Genomic DNA, 18,561 nt, shown 5'->3' on the forward strand with positions numbered 1-18,561 from the left:
AGCTGAAAGAGCAAAAGAGTGAATCGCGGGTACTACAGTGAATTAACGCAAATATCTACGTATAAATTCGAAATAATTTCAATAAGGGGGTGGTATCGCCGCTGCGTGCGAAGCCAGAATAGTGTATTGCTATGCTAGCTCCCTAAGTATGTATGCAATTACCAAGCCACTTGGTTTCGATGGGCATTTGCTGCACACAGCAACCTAAAGCTTAAGATGATGTGAAAAGCAAAAAAATGGGCTCACCGAAACTTCGGCAAGCCCATTTGTGGTACTGATATGTGTTAACTACAGGTGGATCACCTCATCATACGCAGCAGCAGTGGCTTCCATCACGGCTTCGCTCATGGTTGGGTGCGGGTGCACCGACTTGATGATCTCATGTCCGGTTGTCTCCAGTTTACGGGCAACCACAACCTCCGCGATCATTTCCGTTACGTTAGAGCCGATCATGTGCGCGCCCAGGAACTCACCGTACTTGGCATCGAAGATTACTTTGATAAAGCCGTCTTTCACGCCACCAGCACTCGCCTTGCCCGATGCGGAGAAAGGGAATTTGCCCACTTTGATGTCAAGGCCCTGCTCACGAGCCGCCTTCTCAGTTAAGCCTACGGAGGCGATCTCCGGAGAGCAATAAGTGCAGCCCGGGATGTTGCCGTAGTTCAACGGCTCCGGGTTATGGCCCGCCAGTTTCTCTACGCAGATGATCCCCTCGGCAGATGCCACGTGCGCCAGCGCAGGGCCCGGTACGATGTCACCGATTGCATAGATGCCATCCACGGATGTTTTGTAGAATTCGTCTACCACCACGCGGCCTCTATCCACTTTAACCCCCAGTTCTTCAAGTCCTAAGTTCTCTAAGTTGGTTTGGATACCAACGGCAGATAACACTACCTCAGCTTCCAGGGTTTGCTCGCCTTTGGCAGTCTTTACCTTCACTTTGCAAAGTTTGCCGCTCGTATCCACCGACTCTACCTGCGAATCCGTCATGATGTCGATGCCCGACTTCTTGAAAGACTTTGCCAGTTGCCTGGATACTTCCTCATCCTCTATCGGTACAATGTTCGGCAGGTACTCCACTACGGTTACTTTCGTGCCCATGGCGTTGTAGAAGTAAGCAAACTCTACCCCAATGGCACCAGATCCCACTACCACCATCGACTCCGGACACTTGTCCATGGCCATGGCCTGGCGGTATCCGATGATCTTCTTGCCATCGATCGGCAGGTTAGGCAGCTCGCGTGAACGGGCTCCTGTTGCCAGCATGATATACTTAGCCTCGATTGTCTCTTTTTTCCCATCGGCATTGGTCACCTCTACCTTGCCTTTGGCCACTACCTTTCCGGTGCCCATGATCGCATCGATCTTGTTCTTACGGAACAGGAACTGAATGCCCTTGCTCATGCCGTCAGCCACACCGCGGCTACGCTTAATCACGGCGCCAAAGTCTACAGAGGCATCTGCCACTGTGATACCGTAATCGGCAGCGTGGTTGATGTACTCAAATACATTTGCGCTCTTTAGCAGGGCTTTGGTTGGGATACATCCCCAGTTCAGGCAAATGCCACCCAGCGCCTCACGCTCGATCACACCTACCTTCATACCCAACTGCGACGCGCGGATAGCCGCTACGTAGCCACCTGGGCCGCTACCAACCACTACTAAATCGTATTTTGATGCCATAGTTTCTATTTATATAGTTGATGTGAGCAAAAATAACCTTAAATCCCAACTCTGCAAAACCTTGCGACAGCTGCAACCCAGCATTTGGCACATTCTTGTGAAATAAAGTACAATATATCAAGAATCATATATTAAAATTCTGTATTCTCTTTCATGCATGTGCTATGATATCGTCCTTTATGTGCCGAAACGACAACCCTACTCACATGAAGAAGTTTATACTCTCTTTGCTGTTCGCCTCCATGGCTTGCGCCCAGGTGGCACTGGCACAGCAATCTGCAACCGATCACTTCCTGGTCGGGAACGCCCACTTTAATGCGGGGCGCTATTCCGCCGCCGTGGAGGAATACGACAAAGTACTCGACCTGAACCCTGACCATGCCATAACGCTCACCAACCGGGGCGTAGCCAAAGACCGCCAGCAGAACTACCGCGGCGCTATCCAGGACTTTAACCGAGCCATTGCAGCAGCCCCCAAATACGCGGAGGCCTATTTAAGCCGCGGGCTGTCACGCTATAACCTCAAGGACTACCGTGCCGCCCTCCTAGATTACAACAAAGGGATAGCCCTGGACCCGGACAACGCAAAAGCCTACAACAATCGCGGCTTGGTGCACTACAGCCTGACGAACTACCGCGGCGCCATCAACGACTACGCAAAAGCCATCGCACTGGACAGTACCTACGCCGAAGCCTATTACAACAGCGGTGCCCCTAAGTATAAACTGGATGAAAAAACTGGTGCCTGCGCCGATTGGGAAAAGGCGCTGTCGCTGGGTCTGCAAGAAGCGGCTTTGTACCTGAAAAAGTACTGCCGCTAACCTCGCGCTGCTTTAGGAGGGATGAATGGGTATAAAAAGTAAAGGCGCTAAGTCAGCGCCTTTACTTTATCAAATCAAATGTGCAACCTAACAGGGCGCTCAGGCACCTTCAGGTTGTTTCTGTTTGCCGGATGCCAGCAACTCAGGCGTCGTATTCCCCAGGTTGATGGCCTCCAGCCGCTCAATCGTCTCGTTTTTTACAGCTATAAATTCTGCCTGGTGCTTTTTGGTGATCGGGTTTGCCAAAGGGAGTTTTACGCCCAGCGCATCTACCTGTCGGCCGTTTTTCCAGAAGCGGTAGCACAGGTGCGGCCCGGTGGCTAGCCCAGTGCTGCCTACGTAGCCAATGGTCTGGCCTTGCTGTACCCGCTTGCCAGCGCGCATTCCCTTCGCAAACTTAGACATGTGCAGGTATTGGGTGGTATACGTTTTGTCATGCTTGATCTTCACGTAATAGCCATTGCCGCGGGTATAACGGGCCTCCAGCACTACGCCATCGCCCACGGTACGGATGGGCGTGCCATGCGGGGCGGCAAAATCGGTTCCTAAATGGGCCTTGTAACGCTTTTGTACAGGATGGAAACGGCGCTTCGAAAAGCGGGAACTGATGCGGCTATACTCCAACGGCTCCTTCAGGAAGGCTTTCTTCATACTCTTCCCGTTTTCATCGTAGTAATCCGGGCCTCTGCCCTGGTCGAAGGAGATGGCGTAAAGCGGCTCGCCCCGGTGCTCGAAATAAGCGGCTTTCAGGTTGCTAAACCCGATGGTCGTGCCATTCACCACTTTCTCGTCATAGATCAACTTGAATTTGTCGCCGGGTTGAATACGATTCAGGTTGAGGCGCCAAGCGTAAATATCGGCAAACTTGTTTACCAGCTGAGGTGACCCGCCGGCCGCAACAATCGACTCAAACAGCGAATTCTTGATCTCCCCGGCCAGGGTGCGCTCCAGCACTTCCATCTCGCGCTTCACCTTGGTCACGGCAATGTCATGGCGCAAATCATACACAATATACTCGAGCTTGCTCGGCTCATAAATAAAATACTGCGCCGTGTGAGCGCTGTCGCGGGCGTGCAGCAGGGTATAGCCCCTTTTGGCGGCAATGCGCCGCACGTTGAATACTTTTTTTGATTTTCGGGCAAGTTCATCTACCTGCGCCGGCGAGATGTTATACCTGGAAAGGATCTCGGAAAGACTTTCGCCCCGGGCTACTGTTGCCTGCACCACCTCGAATGAATCGGTGGCGATGCCGTACACGATGGGTGCTGGCACAATATGCTTGACGGCGGGCGTTGGCTGCGGTGCGGTGGCCTGTGGCTGGGCCATCAGGGTGTCGGTGCTGAACTGTAGGGTTTTCTCTGCTGTGATATAAATCAGCAACAAGAGCGCGACGAGGGTGGCAAGCCCTTTTCTGCTTCTGAACATTACGTGATACCTTTGGTTTGAAGTTGGGACAAAAATAGGCTTTAACCGCTACAAATAAAAACTCTTTCCCGGACAATAACCGGATTATGAACATGTTAGCACACCTAGCTCACATCGCTATATAGCACTACATCCTTGAAACCCCAGAAACAGCAACTGTTGCAGCAGCCCTTAAACTACAAGGCCTCAAGCGGTTAAATTGTTCCACAATGGCCTATGTACCAACACGAGCCGGTGCTATAATAAAATCTTTTATATCTTTGGCCCCTATGAAAGCACTAGAAGGAAAAGTAGCTCTGGTAACCGGAGCATCCAAAGGAATAGGACGCGCCATCGCACAAAAATTTGTGGAGTTAGGCGCTCAGGTAGCGTTCACGTACCTGTCGAGCGTAGAAAAGGGCCAGGCCCTGGAGCAGGAACTGTCCGCTAATGGCGGCAGAGCCAAAGGCTTCCGCTCCGATGCTGCCGACAACGCCCAGGCAGAGCAGTTGGTAGAGGACGTGGTAAAAGAGTTCGGCAAGCTGGACATCGTGGTGAACAACGCCGGCATTACCCGCGACGGACTGCTGATGCGCATGAACGAGGAGCAGTGGGACGCCGTGATCAACACCAACCTGAAATCCGTTTTCAACGTGACCAAGGCCGCTACCAAGCACATGATGCGCGCCAAAGCAGGTTCTTTGATCAACATCACCTCGGTGGTAGGTATAAAGGGCAATGCGGGCCAGGCCAACTATGCCGCCTCTAAAGCAGGTATCATCGGGTTCACCAAATCCGTTGCGCTGGAGCTTGGCTCACGCAATATCCGTTGCAACGCCATCGCCCCAGGCTTTATTGAAACAGAGATGACCGGCGAACTGGACCAGAAGGTGGTAGACGAGTGGCGCAAGGCTATTCCGTTGAAGCGCGGCGGCTCTCCGGAGGACGTGGCTAACGCGGCGGCGTTCCTTGCCTCTGACCAGTCTTCTTACATCAGCGGACAGGTATTGCAGGTTGATGGCGGTATGCTAACATAATAATTTACGGCTTTTTATGGCCTGAACTTATAAATCAGCGTTTCAGAAGAGACCTGTGCTGCTAATTTTGCGTTAGTAGCATTGGTCTTTTTCTTTTACCTTTAGCTGGGTAGCCAGGCTTGGCAGATATTCAAAGGATATCTCGTTTATCGTTCCCGGGCACCACGCATGCGTAATTCGGAACTCATACTAGCAATTCTTTACACTTGAATTCTTTTAAACTCATCACGACTTATTCGCCCTGGATGCTGCTGGCATGCCTGGCAGCTGGCCTGCTTTACGCCTGGCTGCTGTATAGCAAGCGCACGCCCTGGCCAAAGTCGATGAATTATTTGCTTGCCGGGCTACGGTTTGCCGTGGTGAGCTTCCTGTGCTTTCTGCTGTTGGGCCCACTGGTGCGTTACGTATCCAACACCACCGTAAAACCCACCATTGTATTTGCCATCGATAATTCACAGTCTGTCCCGCTTTTTTCAGACTCAGTGCAGTTGCAGCAGACCATGCAGGGGTTGGAGGCTTTGCGCCAAAAACTGCAAAAGGGCGGCTATACCACGCAAATACAGACGTTAGAAAACACCCCGGAAAACGCAGCTACTCTTGATGCCATTCCCTATGCCGCCGAAACCAGCAACCTGAGCCAGCTTTTGGCCGAGGTGCAGGAGGCCCATGCCGACCAGAACCTGGCGGGGGTCGTGCTGCTCACAGACGGCATCATCAACCAGGGTATCTCACCAGCCTATGCCAACTATGGCTTTGCGTTATACCCTGTGGCAGTAGGCGACACGATTCCGAAAAAGGATGTGCTGGTAGCTTCGTTGCGCTACAACAAGGTAAATTATAGCGGCAACCGCTTCCCGCTGGAGGTGGAGCTGCTACAAGAGGGTTTTGACAATGCTGCTGCAACGGTTAGTTTACTGGAGAATGGCAAAACCATTGAAAGCAAAACCGTACGGCTTACCCCAAACCAAACCGTGCAACAGGTGCCGTTTCGGGTGTTAGCCAATGGGCTGGGCAAGCGCCATTACGAAATCAGGGTGCAGCCGCTGCAGGGTGAGTTTACTATTCTCAACAATACCAAGCATGCTTACATCGATGTGGTGAAGGGCAAGATAAAGGTGTTGGTAGCCGCAGCTGCCCCGCATCCCGATGTCAAAGCCATCCGTGCCGCCATCGAGACCAACGAGAATTACGAAACAGAACTGTATATACCCGGCCTGACGGCCCTGAAACAGCAGGATTATGACGTAGCGGTGCTGCACCAATTGCCGGGTCGCGTGCCCGGGGGCGAGGATGTCCTGAACCTGGTGCGCCAGAAAAATCTGCCTGCGCTCTACATCCTGGGCCCGCAGAGCGATCTAAGCGACTTCAACCGCCTGAACACGGGGCTCAACATCAGCACCAACGGGCAAAGCGATGAGGTGACCGCTGTGGCAGCAGGCAACTTTAAGACCTTTAAACTGCCAGAGGCTGCCTCTGACCGTCTGCCGCAGTACCCGCCGGCACGCGTGCCCTACGGGGAAGTAAGCTTGGCGCCCAATGCGGAGGTGGTATTGTACCAACAAGTGGGCCGCGTGCGCACCGACAAACCCCTGCTGGCGGTACAAACCAACGGTGACCGCCGAAACGCGGTGTTGCTGGCCTCCGGAACCTGGCAATGGCGCCTTGCAGAGGCTGCCAACAACGAGCAACCTGAGGTATACAACAAGCTTATCACCAACCTGATCCAGTTGCTGAGCGCCCCCCGCAACAAAAAGCGCCTGAACGTGTACCCTGCCCACGAGGAATATACCAGCACCGATGAGATCCGGTTTAACGCGGAGGTATACAATGAGGCCCTGGAACCGATTTATGGCCAGAACATCACACTGCAGGTAACGGACGAGGAGGGCATCACCAAATCTTTCAGCTTTGCCAACAGCGAGAACCAGGCTGGCGTGAATATCGGGAGCCTGGCGGGAGGCCGCTATACCTATACCGCCGCCACCCGCATCAACGGGCAACAGCAGCAGGACAAGGGTGAGTTTGTGGTGGAGGAACTGCAACTAGAGGCCCTGAACGCCATGGCCGACCATAACCTGCTCTTCCAGCTGGCGCAAAACACGGGTTCGTCGCTTTACTTCCCGGGGCAGCTGCAACAACTGGAGCAAGACCTGCTGGCAGCAAACCACCGCGATGTGATTTACAGTGCCGAAGAACTCAGCGACCTGATTGACATGCGCTGGCTGTTTTTCCTGCTGCTGGGGCTCGTGAGCATCGAATGGTTTGTGCGAAAATACAACGGCAGCTATTAACCCACTTGTGCCGTGTGCTGCTTGAAAAATAAAACATGTTGGCAGCAAGCTGCTGGTGTAGCCGCTTTTTTATAGCTTGCAAAGGCTTTGCATGCTACGTTTCCACGCTACCTTAACAAATAAACTATGGAACAGGTACTTTCGCAGCTTCCTGCGGCCACCATGCTAGAAACAGAGCGCCTGCTGCTCCGCAAACTGACTCCGGACATATACAGCAGGCTTTTTGCCAGTTACAGCGAGCGTGAGATTCGGGAATATTTAGGGCTGAAAACCGGGGCGGAGTTTAAGGAAACGAGTAAGCAGTTTGAGCTCGGGCTCTCTACCTACTTCACCACATTTGCAAACTTTTACATGCTCAGCAAGCCAGATAACCGGGTAGTTGGGCGCTGCGATTTCCATACCTGGGTGCCTACCCACAAGAGGGCGGAAATTGGCTACCACATCACCGACGAGGCCTTCCGGAACAAAGGCTTGATGACGGAAGCGCTGCGCGCGGTGCTGACTTATGGCTTTGACACCATGGGGCTTTACCGCGTGGAGGCCATGGCCTCGCCGAACAACATACCGTCGCTGCAACTGCTGCAACGGTATGGGTTTAAAAAAGAAGGCCACCTGCGAAACCATTACATGGTGAATGGCACTCTGGAAGACTCCCTGTTGTTCTCACTGCTGCTCCCGGAGTTTGAAGCGCAAAAAGCTACTTGGGCCTGACATCAATCCAGACGTTAAATTTATACATCCTTACGATTTGAAATACTATATCCTGAACAAACCCTACGAAGTGCTGACGCAGTTTACGGACGAAGAAGGCCGTGCCACGCTGAAAGACTTTGTGGACATCCCGGACATTTACCCGGTGGGCCGCCTCGATTACGACAGCGAAGGCCTGGTACTGCTCACCGACGACAAAACCCTGCAACACCGTCTCTCTGACCCTAAGTTTAAAGTAGAAAAAACCTACTGGGTGCAGGTAGAGGGAATCCCGACGGATGAGGCTCAAACGAGGTTACGCCTGGGGGTTCGCATAAAGGAAGTGAAGACATCCCCGGCCAAAGTGACCTTGTTTGAGGAGGAGCCACAGGTATGGGAGCGTTCCACGCCAATCCGTTTCCGGCAGAGCATCCCAACTGCCTGGATGGAAATCAGGATCTCGCAGGGCATGAACCGACAGGTGCGCCGCATGACCGCCGCCGTGGGCTTCCCAACGCTACGCCTCATTCGCCCGGCCATCGGCCCGTTAAGCCTCGGCGACCTGCAACCCGGCGAGTACCGCGAACTGACACCTGAGGAAGTAACCCAACTCAAAGCCCTTGCGGCCAGCGCCAAAGGCACAGGATCGAAAGGCAGCAACAGCGGTTTCAGAAGCCGGGGCAGCGGCCCTAACAAAGGAAGAAAGGGTGGGCAGAGCGGCTTCCGGAAACAGGTTAACTAAAGAAGATTTATACCCTTTTCAGACAAAAAGCGGGTGCTGAACTTACACTCAAAGTTCAGCGCCCGCTTTTTGCCTGAAAAGGGCCGTCAGGACGATTGAACCAGTTTTTCAAGCAGCTTCCACCCTGTTTCCCATTCCCCATGCCCGGAACCTGAGTTGATATGGCCAGCCGCGCCGATGCTAACAAACTCGCTGCCCCATGTTGTTGCCAACTGGCGGGCGCGCGCCTCAGTGATATAGGGATCAGTGGTGCTGGCGACAACCATACTTTTGAAAGGAAGTGGCTCAAGCAGGATTGGGCTGAAGCCTGTGGTGCCTTCCGGGAAATCTGCCGCTTCGGTATCGGCGGGGGCTACCAATAGCGCTGCGCGAATCCGTCGGTGATGTTGCTGGGCCCAAAACGCCACCGCAATGCAGGCCAGGCTGTGCGCCACCAACACAACCGATGCAGGCGGATACTGCAGTACAGCCTTGTCTAAGGCTGCTACCCAATCAGCACAAGCAGGAGTTTCCCAGTCCAGTTGCTCTACCCGGCTAAAGTCAGGGCGCTTTGTCCCCCACAAGGTTTGCCAGTGCTGCGGGCCGGAACTTCCGAGGCCCGGAACAATAATAACATTCGCGGATATACGATCTTTCATAAAAAGCTTCTAATTGGTTTTTGGCTGAGTATCTCTCAGCTTAAATCAGGCTCTGGGTTTCTTTGATCATTTCAAAAATACACTTCTTGTTCATATCCTGTCGGATATTTAGTATTTTCCTGATACACAAGCGACATCATTAATTATTCACACGATGCAACAGCAGAAGGCAGGCGATTTTATCAATGGGAAGGGAAAGGCGCAGCATACCTACGATGCCATCGTAATTGGCTCGGGCATTAGCGGGGGCTGGGCTGCCAAGGAACTCTGCGAGCAGGGGCTAAAAACCTTGGTGCTGGAGCGCGGCCGCAATGTGGAGCACCTGAAGGATTACCCCACTGCCACCAAAGCGCCCTGGGAGTTTGAGCACCGCGGCCGCATGCCCGCTGATTTTCTAAAGGAGAACCCACTGATCAGCAAGGCTGCCGGGTTTGGCGAAGACACCGCCCACTTTTTCATCCAGGACAAAGACCACCCCTACGTGCAGGAAAAGCCTTTTGATTGGATACGGGGCTACCAGGTAGGCGGCAAATCACTGACCTGGGGCCGGGCCTGCCAGCGCTGGAGCGATTTCGAGTTCAGCGGCCCTGCCCGATTGGGGTATGGGCTGGACTGGCCGATCCGCTATAAAGATGTGGCGCCCTGGTACGCCCATGTGGAGAAATTTATCGGGGTATGCGGCAACAACGACGGCCTAGCGGCCATGCCGGACGGGGAATTCCTGCCGCCCTTCGACCTGAATTGCGTGGAGAAAGTACTGCAGAAGCGTTTCCTGGAGCATTACGGGGATCGCTACCTGGTGCAGGGCCGCTGGGCACACCTGTCGCAGCCCCAGGACATCCATTTGCAGCAGGGTCGCGGCCGTTGCCTCTCCCGAAACCTGTGCATGCGCGGCTGCCCCTATGGTGGTTACTTCAGCTCCGTGTCCTCTACCCTGCCCTGGGCGGCCAAAACCGGCAACCTCACCATCTGCCCTTTTTCGGTGGTGCATTCCATCATTTATGATGAGCAAAAAGGCAAGGCAACGGGCGTGCGCGTGATCGACACCAACACAAACGAGGCCACAGAGTATTTCGCGAAGGTGATTTTCGTGAACGCCTCGGCCCTGAACAGCAACCTGATCCTGCTCCACTCCACCAGCAACCGCTTCCCCAACGGGCTTGGCAACGACAATGGTCTTTTGGGCAAGCACATAGGCTTCCATATTTACCGGGGTTCTGCCAATGCCGCCATGGAGGGGTATGAAGACAAGTACTACTTCGTTCGGAACCCCACCGAGCCAATACTGGCTAACTTCCGGAACCTGCACGGGCAGGACACAGACTTTGTGGGCGGCTATACCACGTTTTTGAGTGCTTACAGGCCCCGCACAAACCCCGAAACAGCAGACGCATCCATCGGCGCGGCTTTCAAGGAGCAACTCACCATGCCGGGCACGTGGCGCGTGAACATGTACATGCAGGGCGAAACCATCCTGAAAGAAAGCAACCATGTGCGCCTGAGCACCGACCAGAAAGACCAGTGGGGCATCCCGCTGCTGGTAACGTCGGTGGGGTATGATGCCAACGACGAGAAAATGGTGCAGGACTTCCTGACCCAGAGCCGCGAGATGCTGGAGAAAGCCGGCTGCACCGACATCCATACCCGCGACAACAAGCAAGCGCCCGGCCTGGACATACACGAGATGGGTGGCGTTCGGATGGGCAGGGACCCGGCAACCTCCCTCCTGAATGAGTGGAATCAATTGCACCACTGCAAAAACGTTTTCGTGACCGACGGCGCCTGCATGACCAGCACGGGCAACCAGAGCCCTTCTATTTTATACATGGCCCTTACGGCGCGGGCAGCCACCCACGCTGTTTCGGAGCTTAAAAAGCAGAATTTATAAGGATCCTGCTCTGTACTTGATCATATCCAACAGAAGGCTGGTGAACTATCGGCTTCCGTGTTTCACTTCTTGTGTTGCCTTTTTGCCTGGCCGCAAATGGCATACCCTTACACGCTTTGGCGCTACCATACCCTCACTTTCAGCGGTTTATGTTGCATTGTTCGGTTAAAGCCCATACTTTACAACAATGTTCAGAAAGACCTAAGCCCATGAGAATAAGCTTTCCGAGTTCACAGATTGCCGTTGCCGAAGACCTCTGCCTCCGGCTAGCCTCCCCGGACGATGCCCCACAACTATACCACCTCATCGACACGAACCGCGAGCACCTGCGCAAGTGGCTTCCATTTGTGGACTATAGCTTGTCGGTGCTGGACACGAAGGCTTATTTGCGCTCGGTAGCTGATAGCCGGAACGCAACGGAGGAGGTATACGTGATCGTGTACCAGAAAGAGTTGGCAGGCATCATCGGGTTTAAAGGCATCGACCTTGTCAACCAAAAAACGGAGGTGGGTTATTGGCTGGCCGAAAACGTGCAAGGCCAGGGAATTATGCGCCGTTGCTGCAAAGTGTTGCTTCGGCAAGCCTTCGATAAGATGGGCCTGAACCGGGTACAGATTAAAGTAGGGCGCGGCAACGAACGCAGCACCAACATCGCCCAAAAGCTGGGTTTTACCCTGGAGGGCGTGCAGCGCGATGGCGAGTACCTGAATGGGGCTTTTCATGATTTGGAGGTATACAGTTTGTTGCGGCGGGAATTCTTAACGGAGCAGTAACATATTCTAGGATGCCTGTTTGTGACTGGCCCTAATTTGCAAGGCCCTTACGTCCGCCCGCTTCAAACGGACGGCCATTTACAACCGCCTTTACCGCTTCGCTCCTACTGGAGTATATGAGGGGCTTTTCCTGCAACCCTACTTACTTATTATCCAGCAGCAGCGCGACAGGGCGCATGGAATCGTATTTATCAGCGATGAGCTTGAAGATGGCCAGGAAAGGTACGAACAGAATCATACCGGATGCACCCCACAGAATTCCCCCTGCCACAATAGCCAAAAGCGTAAAAAGCATGTTCACCTGCAAGCGGTAACTCACAGCCCACGGAAAAATGAGGTTTGCCTCCAGGTACTGCACTACCGTAAACACCAGCACCACCCCTACCGGGTACCACACAGAATCGTACGTGGTCCAGGCGACGGCCATGGGTAGCATTGCCCCGATGGTGATGCCCACATAGGGTATAAAAGTCAGGATGGAGGCGATGACACCGAAGAAAATCGCATGCGGAATACCCAACAGCAGCAACCCAATCGAGTTGAGGATGGCCACCACCACATACACGATAAACATGCCTTTGATGAAGTTATAATAGGTGGTAATGGTTTCGTGGAGCACCTGCCGCACCTTCTTGTGCTCGGCTGCCGGAAAGAGCGCGTAAAGCGCCCTGGCCAGTTGCTCGCGGTTATACAAAATCAGGAAGACATAAATAGGAATCAGCACCAACAGAATCAAGGAGACCGCTGAGGTAAACAACAGGCTTTGCACCAGGCCTAACGCAAACGCTGCCAGGTCAGCCGTAATCTTCTCAGTCCACTCCAGTTTGCGGGCAGTATCCATCCCAAGCGAATCAGACAGCTGCTCACTCAGGTTCTGCCAGGCCAGCACCAGCTTCTGCTGTAGCAGTGGCCACTCTGCCGTAAAACGCCCGATCTGCTTGATCAGCAAATAAACGGGCAACCCCACGACCACCAGCAAGAGCAACAGGCATAGCAGGATTGCGGCCCAACGTGGCCACTTACGGCGCTCCAGCCAATTGCAAACGGGGTATAGCACAAAACTGATGAGCAGCGCAAAGCTGAGCGGAACAAAAAGCGGACGCCCAAAATACAGTAGCACCGAGAGCAACACGACAAATTGCAATACTTTGAGCCAGTTAACCTGTCCGGATTTTTCCATTGGAGAAGCAATATTTTAGGTGGCTATTCATTCATTTTTCGGATATTCGCTTCATACATTTCTGCTCATGAAAAAAACAATCGGCTTGGTATTGCTGGCCTGCGGCATGCACGTGGCGGCCAGCGCACAAGACTTATCTTCTATTACGGAATCAGAGGTAACACGCATCGTTCGCACGCTCAGCGCCGACGACATGCAGGGCCGTGCCTCCTTTACGCCGGGCATCGAAAAGGCTGCCGACTTCATTCAAAGTGAGTTTCAGCGGATTGTGTTGCAGCCTTTGCCAGGCGAAGACGGTTTCAAACAATCCTTCAGCATGTACCGCGTGCTGCCCCGGGAAAAAGAAGTGAGGCTGAACCGCAAGCAGATAAGCCCCGAACACGTCTTCGCCATCACCGACGAAAAGGAACTGGAGTGGAAAAGCAAACAGCAGCGAAAAGTGTTCACAGTTGGGGAGCAGGATGATTTCAGGAAGGTGCTCGGGGAACTGAACAAGGAAACGGAGGATGTGCTGGTGCTCGTACACCCGAAACACGAAGCCCTCTTCAGCCGCTACCAGCACTACATGGGCAGTGGCAGCGTGAAGAAGCAGTTGGGCGGGGGCAGCAGCAAAGTGTTTGTGCTCACCGACATACCCCAGGCCCAGAAGTATAAACTGGAAATAGAGAATAAAATCGAGCAACTATCGCTGACCAATGTAGGCGGTATGATTCCGGGAAAGCGAAAGGATGAGTTTGTGGTGTTCTCGGGCCACTACGACCACATCGGCATCCAGAAGCCGGTGGCTGGCGACAGCATTGCCAACGGGGCCGACGACGACGCTGCCGGAACCACCGCCATGATGCTGTTGGCCGATTATTACAAGCAGCAACCGCAGCCCGAACGCAGCTTGCTGTTTGTGGCTTTTGCGGCAGAGGAGATTGGCGGGTATGGCTCAAAGTACTTCTCGGAGCAGCTCAACCCCGACCAGATCGTGGCCATGTTTAACATCGAGATGGTGGGCAAGCCCTCCAAATTCGGGCCGAACAGCGCCTACCTCACCGGTTTCGAGCGCTCTAACCTGGGCACCCTGATGCAGCAGCGCCTGCAAGGCACCCCTTACAGCATCCACCCCGACCCTTACCCTGAGCAAAACCTGTTTTACCGCTCCGACAATGCCACACTGGCCCGCCTGGGTGTGCCGGCGCATACCATCTCCTCGGTGCAGATAGACCAGGACAAGACCTACCATACTGTCGAAGATGACTTCTCGCAGCTCGACATGGAGCACCTCACCAACATGGTTAAAGCCATCGCAAAAGGTTCAGCGGGTGTGGTCAGCGGAGAGGACACGCCTACGCGCGTGGATAAGACCAAGGTGAACTAAAACCCTTGGGTCGCACCACTTGCTTTATACCCGTCACGCCACCCTACTTTATGAAACGCTTGTCCCTTACACTTTATGTAGCGCTGCTCCTCACCGGTTGTAGCAAAGAGAAACTATCTCCCCGGCTTACCGGCAAGTTCAAATCAGATACGTTGGGCAGCATCCAACCGGTAAGGATGTATACCATGCACGGTCAGGTTACTGATGCTGCTACCATTGAGAAATACTTGCAGCGCCGAAACACACAAAATGGTTTTGACCTGGTGAACACCTCGTTTCAGGTACCGACGAATTTCTTGCTGCTAGATATAAACAAGGATAAGCAAGTGTCCGTTACACGTGCCCCCTCTGCCCCTTACAAAGCAAGTGTTATTAGCAGCACAGCTACTGAAGTACTGATTGCGCAGGAAGACTCTGTAAGCATTTTTGTGCCAGCCTCAAGTAACAGATGCGACAGACTCAGCCTGGAGGTAGGCGCGCACACGCCTGCTGGGAAATTTTTAGTGCCCCCTCCTCACACAGGTTACAACAGCGGCTACAAATTCAGGCCGCAGTTTACAGTGCAGCTCAAAGACGGCCAGTTGGTTCTGCCACTCCTGACTTTCGGGGTTAGCAACACCGGCAATGCTGCCGCTTGCTGGCAAGCTACTATACACATGTGGGATACGTTTAACCCTTCTGTGCTTAAGGCGTTGCAACACGGCGATACGCTCGTGTATCAGTTAAAAGAAATCAAACTCCTCCGTCTGTAAATATTTTTTCAAATGAGAGATGCTGAGCGAATAATAGCCTTTTCTGGACGAATAGCAATAACCTGCTAGTAGTTAGGCCTGTATACCTATCCATATAGGCCAATCGCCATTTGGCTTCGCCGCCTATCCAAACTTTTCAGGATACTTTTCAAAGACCTTTCGGTCAATTTTCTTATAATACAAGTTTATATAGTCCAACCTTAAACTAACCTGCTATGAGCGATAGAAAAGTGATTTTATACATCAGCATGAGCCTCGACGGGTTCATCGCGACCAAGGACGATGACTTGTCATGGCTATCCATTGTTGAGAAGGAAGGAGAAGATTATGGGTATGCGAAATTAAATGAAAGCGTGGATACTTACATTGTGGGCAGAGCCACCTACGACGTTATCCTGAAGCTTACTGGAGGCGACTTCCCGCAGGCTGACAAGTTTAAATGCTACGTCATCACCCATCAGGCGCGCCCCGATGAAAATGGGGTAACGTTTTATAATGGCACTATGGAAGCCCTCATCACTAAACTCAAGCGCGAAGAAGGCAAGCATATCTACTGCGACGGAGGCGGGCAGATTGTGAAGCTGCTGATGGAAAAGAACCTGATCGATGAGTACATCGTGTCTGTTATCCCAATCATTTTGGGGGATGGCAAACGCCTGTTCCTGGGAGACACCAACCGCATAAACTTGAAAGCCCTGCCCAGCAAACACTTCGATACTGGACTGGTGCAACTACACTATGTGCGAACATAAGCAATTGAACACTTAAAGCTCCTCCCTGTTCGATACCTTTTCAAGGTTTATATTATCTGCGAAGCACTGCTCTAACTTGAGGCAGTGCTTTTTTTATACCGATCTCTATCCTTTCACATTTACACTTTACATTTTCATATAATAATCATATCTTAACATTGCTTAATCATATGACATGTGTCAGTTAGCAAAGCTGGCTCCAAAGGATAAAACAAAACACCTTAAGACTGAAAAAGCATGAAAAAAATTGCGTCACTAATCATGGCCATGTTCGTTGCAGGAACATTACAGGCACAGAAAAAATTTAAGGTTGGCGACAAAGTAGAATTATTCGTTGCCGGAGATGCCAGCCACGGAGTTATTGTGAGTGAGTATGAGGACACGGATTATGGGTATGGGACCTACAGGGTGCACCTGGATGGGGAAAAGTATTGCAGCAACCATACCACCGACTCACGCTACAACGCGGAGTTTGTACGGGAGCGTTTCCAACCGGACTCTGAAGCAAAGTTAGCCGTGGGCGGCATGGCCGAAGTAAGGCGCTACGACGGTAAGGTGTACAAAGGCCTTGTGCTGGGCAAAGACGAATACAGGAACCGGTACGAGGTGCGATATGAAAGAGATGGGTATGAGACATCCGATTGGTTTCATGTGAATAATACCCGACAGGTAGCAACAGCCCAGCCCGTTGCCAAAAATACCCCTGCCCAACCTGTCAGTAAGGTAGTGATGCAGCCAACTCCTGCACCAACGCCGAATCCGGCTCCGGCAACTGCTCCTGCTGCCTGGGCGGGCCAAAAGTTTCAGGTAGGCGACCGGGTACTGTACAACGATTTGGGTTTTCTGACCAAGGCCGACTGGGGCACTGTTGTTTCGATCGACCCTAAGAAGAGGCTTTATACCATTCGCGATGAGTACGATGCTTCCTGGAAATACAGCTATGCGCCGCACCAAGTGCTAAACCCGGCAAAGCCCATCGATAACAGCTTTTTTATAGGGAAATGGGAAGTGCATATACAAGGCGCTACCTCCACCTTTTCTAAAAACGGCGACAATTACCGCCGCTTCAGTGGTGGCATGAAACTTCCTCCGCTAGAAATTAAAGCAGATGGCACCTATACCTGGGTAGTAGCGCAGAACAAGGTGATCCGTGGGAAATGGCAGCCCAGAAAAGACGTACCGGGCATTGTACTGCTCAAGGCAATGGACGGGTTGGACTATACCCTCTATGAGAAAACAGAAGCCTTTGCCACTACCAGCAGCACCCGCGACGAGATCGGCCTGCACCACCTGCCCAGCAGCACCGGCTACTACCACGCCTACCGCATCGGCCCGAATAAAAGCGAGTTGTTAGTAAACCGGAGGTTTGAGTAAGCGATACATCATTCACATAGTGCCAACAAGCGTATGCTGCACTATTAAGGTAGTTGTACCAAATATCAAAGCGCCTAGCCAAATAAAAAAGTCATATAAAATTATTTAAATATTTACTTATAAAAAGTAAACCTTATTTAATTCAAAATATGGATAATAAAGAGATTGAAGATCGTCAAGAATATAAACAACTGAGAAGAGAGATAGAGATTCTACAAGAGCAAAATAGGCAATGGGAAAAAGAGTTTAATTGTACGACTTCAGCACGGAGAGAAGCATTACAACTTGAGAAAGAGGGCAAATTATTTGAGGCATTAGCGATTTACCTCAATTCAATTGATAAGTATGAAAACAGCAACCAATTGACAATTTACAACTATGCTTTTGATATTGATAGAGTTATTGTACTATATGGGAAGACAAAACAACAAGAAAAGCTAAAGGCATTTCTTGAAGAAAAAGTATCTAAACACGCAAACTATAATAAAGCTAATGCATGGGTTGTAAGATTATCTAAAATCAAAAGCGACGATAAAGTAAAAACTACTCCAGTAAACCCAATTGATATTCATCCTCAGACCGCAAGTAATCCAACTCTCGGCAAACAGATTGATACATTAAAGAAAATAATGCCAGAGTTCAATTTCTATTACAACATGTCTGAAGGTTCCAGTACTTTAGGGTATTCTAGTAAAATACCATATGAATTATCAAAAAAGCTTAGTGAATTTAGACAAGCGTTTGAGATAATCAAGAGTAAAGCAAAAGTAGCCGAAAATGAAGGAGATTTTAAAATTGCAATAGAAACATATGAGAAAATGATTATTGAGGAATGTGAAGATGTCGAACCTTATGAAAGGTTGATAATAATATATTCGAAGCTCAATTGGAGACAAGAAGAAATTAGTGTATTAGAAAGAGCAATCATCTACTTCAGTAGACTTAAAGATAAGCAATTAGAATATGTAAATTACCTTGCTCAGAAATATGGAATGATTGATAAGGCCCAAGAATACATATCTCAGAACAAGAAAATTTACTATTACCATGGTGCATTTGAACTTTATAATCCACATATGACAAGATTAAATAAATGGAGAAAAAGACTGGAAAAAATAAAGTCAAAAACCCCTACTCTTGCTACTAGTTCTAATTGAATTCATTCCCCCC

Annotated in this window: 16 protein-coding genes; 12 read left to right on the forward strand and 4 right to left on the reverse strand. The window is 51.4% G+C overall.

What is annotated here, in order from left to right; genetic code table 11:
* Window positions 1–288: 288 nt before the first annotated feature.
* The gene (gene lpdA, locus ACXYMU_RS12770) at window positions 289–1,683 is read right to left on the reverse strand and encodes a dihydrolipoyl dehydrogenase (RefSeq protein WP_458986789.1); all 1,395 of its coding nucleotides are present in this window, start codon (window positions 1,681–1,683) and stop codon (window positions 289–291) included.
* A gap of 206 nt (window positions 1,684–1,889) precedes the next feature.
* Here lpdA and ACXYMU_RS12775 point away from each other — a divergent pair, with 206 nt between their 5' ends.
* A complete protein-coding gene (locus ACXYMU_RS12775; protein WP_458986790.1) occupies window positions 1,890–2,504 on the forward strand; it encodes a tetratricopeptide repeat protein in 615 nt (204 codons plus the stop codon).
* Between the two features lie 99 nt (window positions 2,505–2,603).
* On the opposite strand, the gene ACXYMU_RS12780 is transcribed toward ACXYMU_RS12775, so the two are convergent.
* On the reverse strand, window positions 2,604–3,929 hold the full coding sequence (locus tag ACXYMU_RS12780; RefSeq protein ID WP_458986791.1) for a peptidoglycan DD-metalloendopeptidase family protein: 1,326 nt from the start codon (window positions 3,927–3,929) through the stop codon (window positions 2,604–2,606).
* A gap of 269 nt (window positions 3,930–4,198) precedes the next feature.
* On the opposite strand from ACXYMU_RS12780, the gene fabG reads away from it, so the two are divergent.
* From fabG to ACXYMU_RS12800, 4 genes are all read left to right on the forward strand, one after another.
* Window positions 4,199–4,945 (forward strand): 3-oxoacyl-[acyl-carrier-protein] reductase, encoded by a 747-nt coding sequence (gene fabG / locus ACXYMU_RS12785; protein ID WP_458986792.1) that lies wholly within the window; start codon window positions 4,199–4,201, stop codon window positions 4,943–4,945.
* Window positions 4,946–5,151: 206 nt separating this feature from the next.
* On the forward strand, window positions 5,152–7,236 hold the full coding sequence (locus ACXYMU_RS12790; protein WP_458986793.1) for a vWA domain-containing protein: 2,085 nt from the start codon (window positions 5,152–5,154) through the stop codon (window positions 7,234–7,236).
* A gap of 126 nt (window positions 7,237–7,362) precedes the next feature.
* Window positions 7,363–7,947 (forward strand): GNAT family N-acetyltransferase, encoded by a 585-nt coding sequence (locus ACXYMU_RS12795; protein ID WP_458986794.1) that lies wholly within the window; start codon window positions 7,363–7,365, stop codon window positions 7,945–7,947.
* Window positions 7,948–7,984: 37 nt separating this feature from the next.
* Window positions 7,985–8,668: a pseudouridine synthase gene (locus ACXYMU_RS12800; protein ID WP_458986795.1), complete on the forward strand. Its 684-nt coding sequence runs from the start codon at window positions 7,985–7,987 to the stop codon at window positions 8,666–8,668.
* 86 nt (window positions 8,669–8,754) lie between these two features.
* Here the strand turns inward: ACXYMU_RS12800 and ACXYMU_RS12805 are convergent, their stop codons facing one another.
* Window positions 8,755–9,306 carry an RBBP9/YdeN family alpha/beta hydrolase gene (locus ACXYMU_RS12805; protein WP_458986796.1) on the reverse strand — a complete coding sequence of 184 codons (552 nt, stop codon included), beginning with the start codon at window positions 9,304–9,306 and terminating at the stop codon, window positions 8,755–8,757.
* A gap of 154 nt (window positions 9,307–9,460) precedes the next feature.
* Here ACXYMU_RS12805 and ACXYMU_RS12810 point away from each other — a divergent pair, with 154 nt between their 5' ends.
* Both ACXYMU_RS12810 and ACXYMU_RS12815 read left to right on the forward strand, forming a co-directional pair.
* Window positions 9,461–11,194: a GMC oxidoreductase gene (locus tag ACXYMU_RS12810; protein WP_458986797.1), complete on the forward strand. Its 1,734-nt coding sequence runs from the start codon at window positions 9,461–9,463 to the stop codon at window positions 11,192–11,194.
* A gap of 209 nt (window positions 11,195–11,403) precedes the next feature.
* A complete protein-coding gene (locus ACXYMU_RS12815; protein WP_458986798.1) occupies window positions 11,404–11,967 on the forward strand; it encodes a GNAT family N-acetyltransferase in 564 nt (187 codons plus the stop codon).
* A 142-nt stretch (window positions 11,968–12,109) separates the two neighbouring features.
* Here the strand turns inward: ACXYMU_RS12815 and ACXYMU_RS12820 are convergent, their stop codons facing one another.
* Entirely contained in the window at window positions 12,110–13,147 is a 1,038-nt protein-coding gene (locus ACXYMU_RS12820) for an AI-2E family transporter (RefSeq protein WP_458986799.1), read from the reverse strand.
* Window positions 13,148–13,214: 67 nt separating this feature from the next.
* Here ACXYMU_RS12820 and ACXYMU_RS12825 point away from each other — a divergent pair, with 67 nt between their 5' ends.
* From ACXYMU_RS12825 to ACXYMU_RS12845, 5 genes are all read left to right on the forward strand, one after another.
* Complete coding sequence (locus ACXYMU_RS12825; protein WP_458986800.1) at window positions 13,215–14,513, forward strand: M20/M25/M40 family metallo-hydrolase; 1,299 nt, start codon at window positions 13,215–13,217, stop codon at window positions 14,511–14,513.
* A 50-nt stretch (window positions 14,514–14,563) separates the two neighbouring features.
* A complete protein-coding gene (locus ACXYMU_RS12830; RefSeq protein WP_458986801.1) occupies window positions 14,564–15,265 on the forward strand; it encodes a hypothetical protein in 702 nt (233 codons plus the stop codon).
* Between the two features lie 215 nt (window positions 15,266–15,480).
* Complete coding sequence (locus ACXYMU_RS12835; RefSeq protein WP_458986802.1) at window positions 15,481–16,017, forward strand: dihydrofolate reductase family protein; 537 nt, start codon at window positions 15,481–15,483, stop codon at window positions 16,015–16,017.
* A 237-nt stretch (window positions 16,018–16,254) separates the two neighbouring features.
* Window positions 16,255–17,391: a hypothetical protein gene (locus ACXYMU_RS12840; RefSeq protein WP_458986803.1), complete on the forward strand. Its 1,137-nt coding sequence runs from the start codon at window positions 16,255–16,257 to the stop codon at window positions 17,389–17,391.
* A gap of 149 nt (window positions 17,392–17,540) precedes the next feature.
* Window positions 17,541–18,548, forward strand: a complete 1,008-nt coding sequence (locus tag ACXYMU_RS12845; RefSeq protein WP_458986804.1) for a hypothetical protein — start codon at window positions 17,541–17,543, stop codon at window positions 18,546–18,548.
* Window positions 18,549–18,561 lie beyond the last annotated feature (13 nt).

The sequence above is a fragment of the Pontibacter sp. CAU 1760 genome (genome assembly GCF_054482735.1).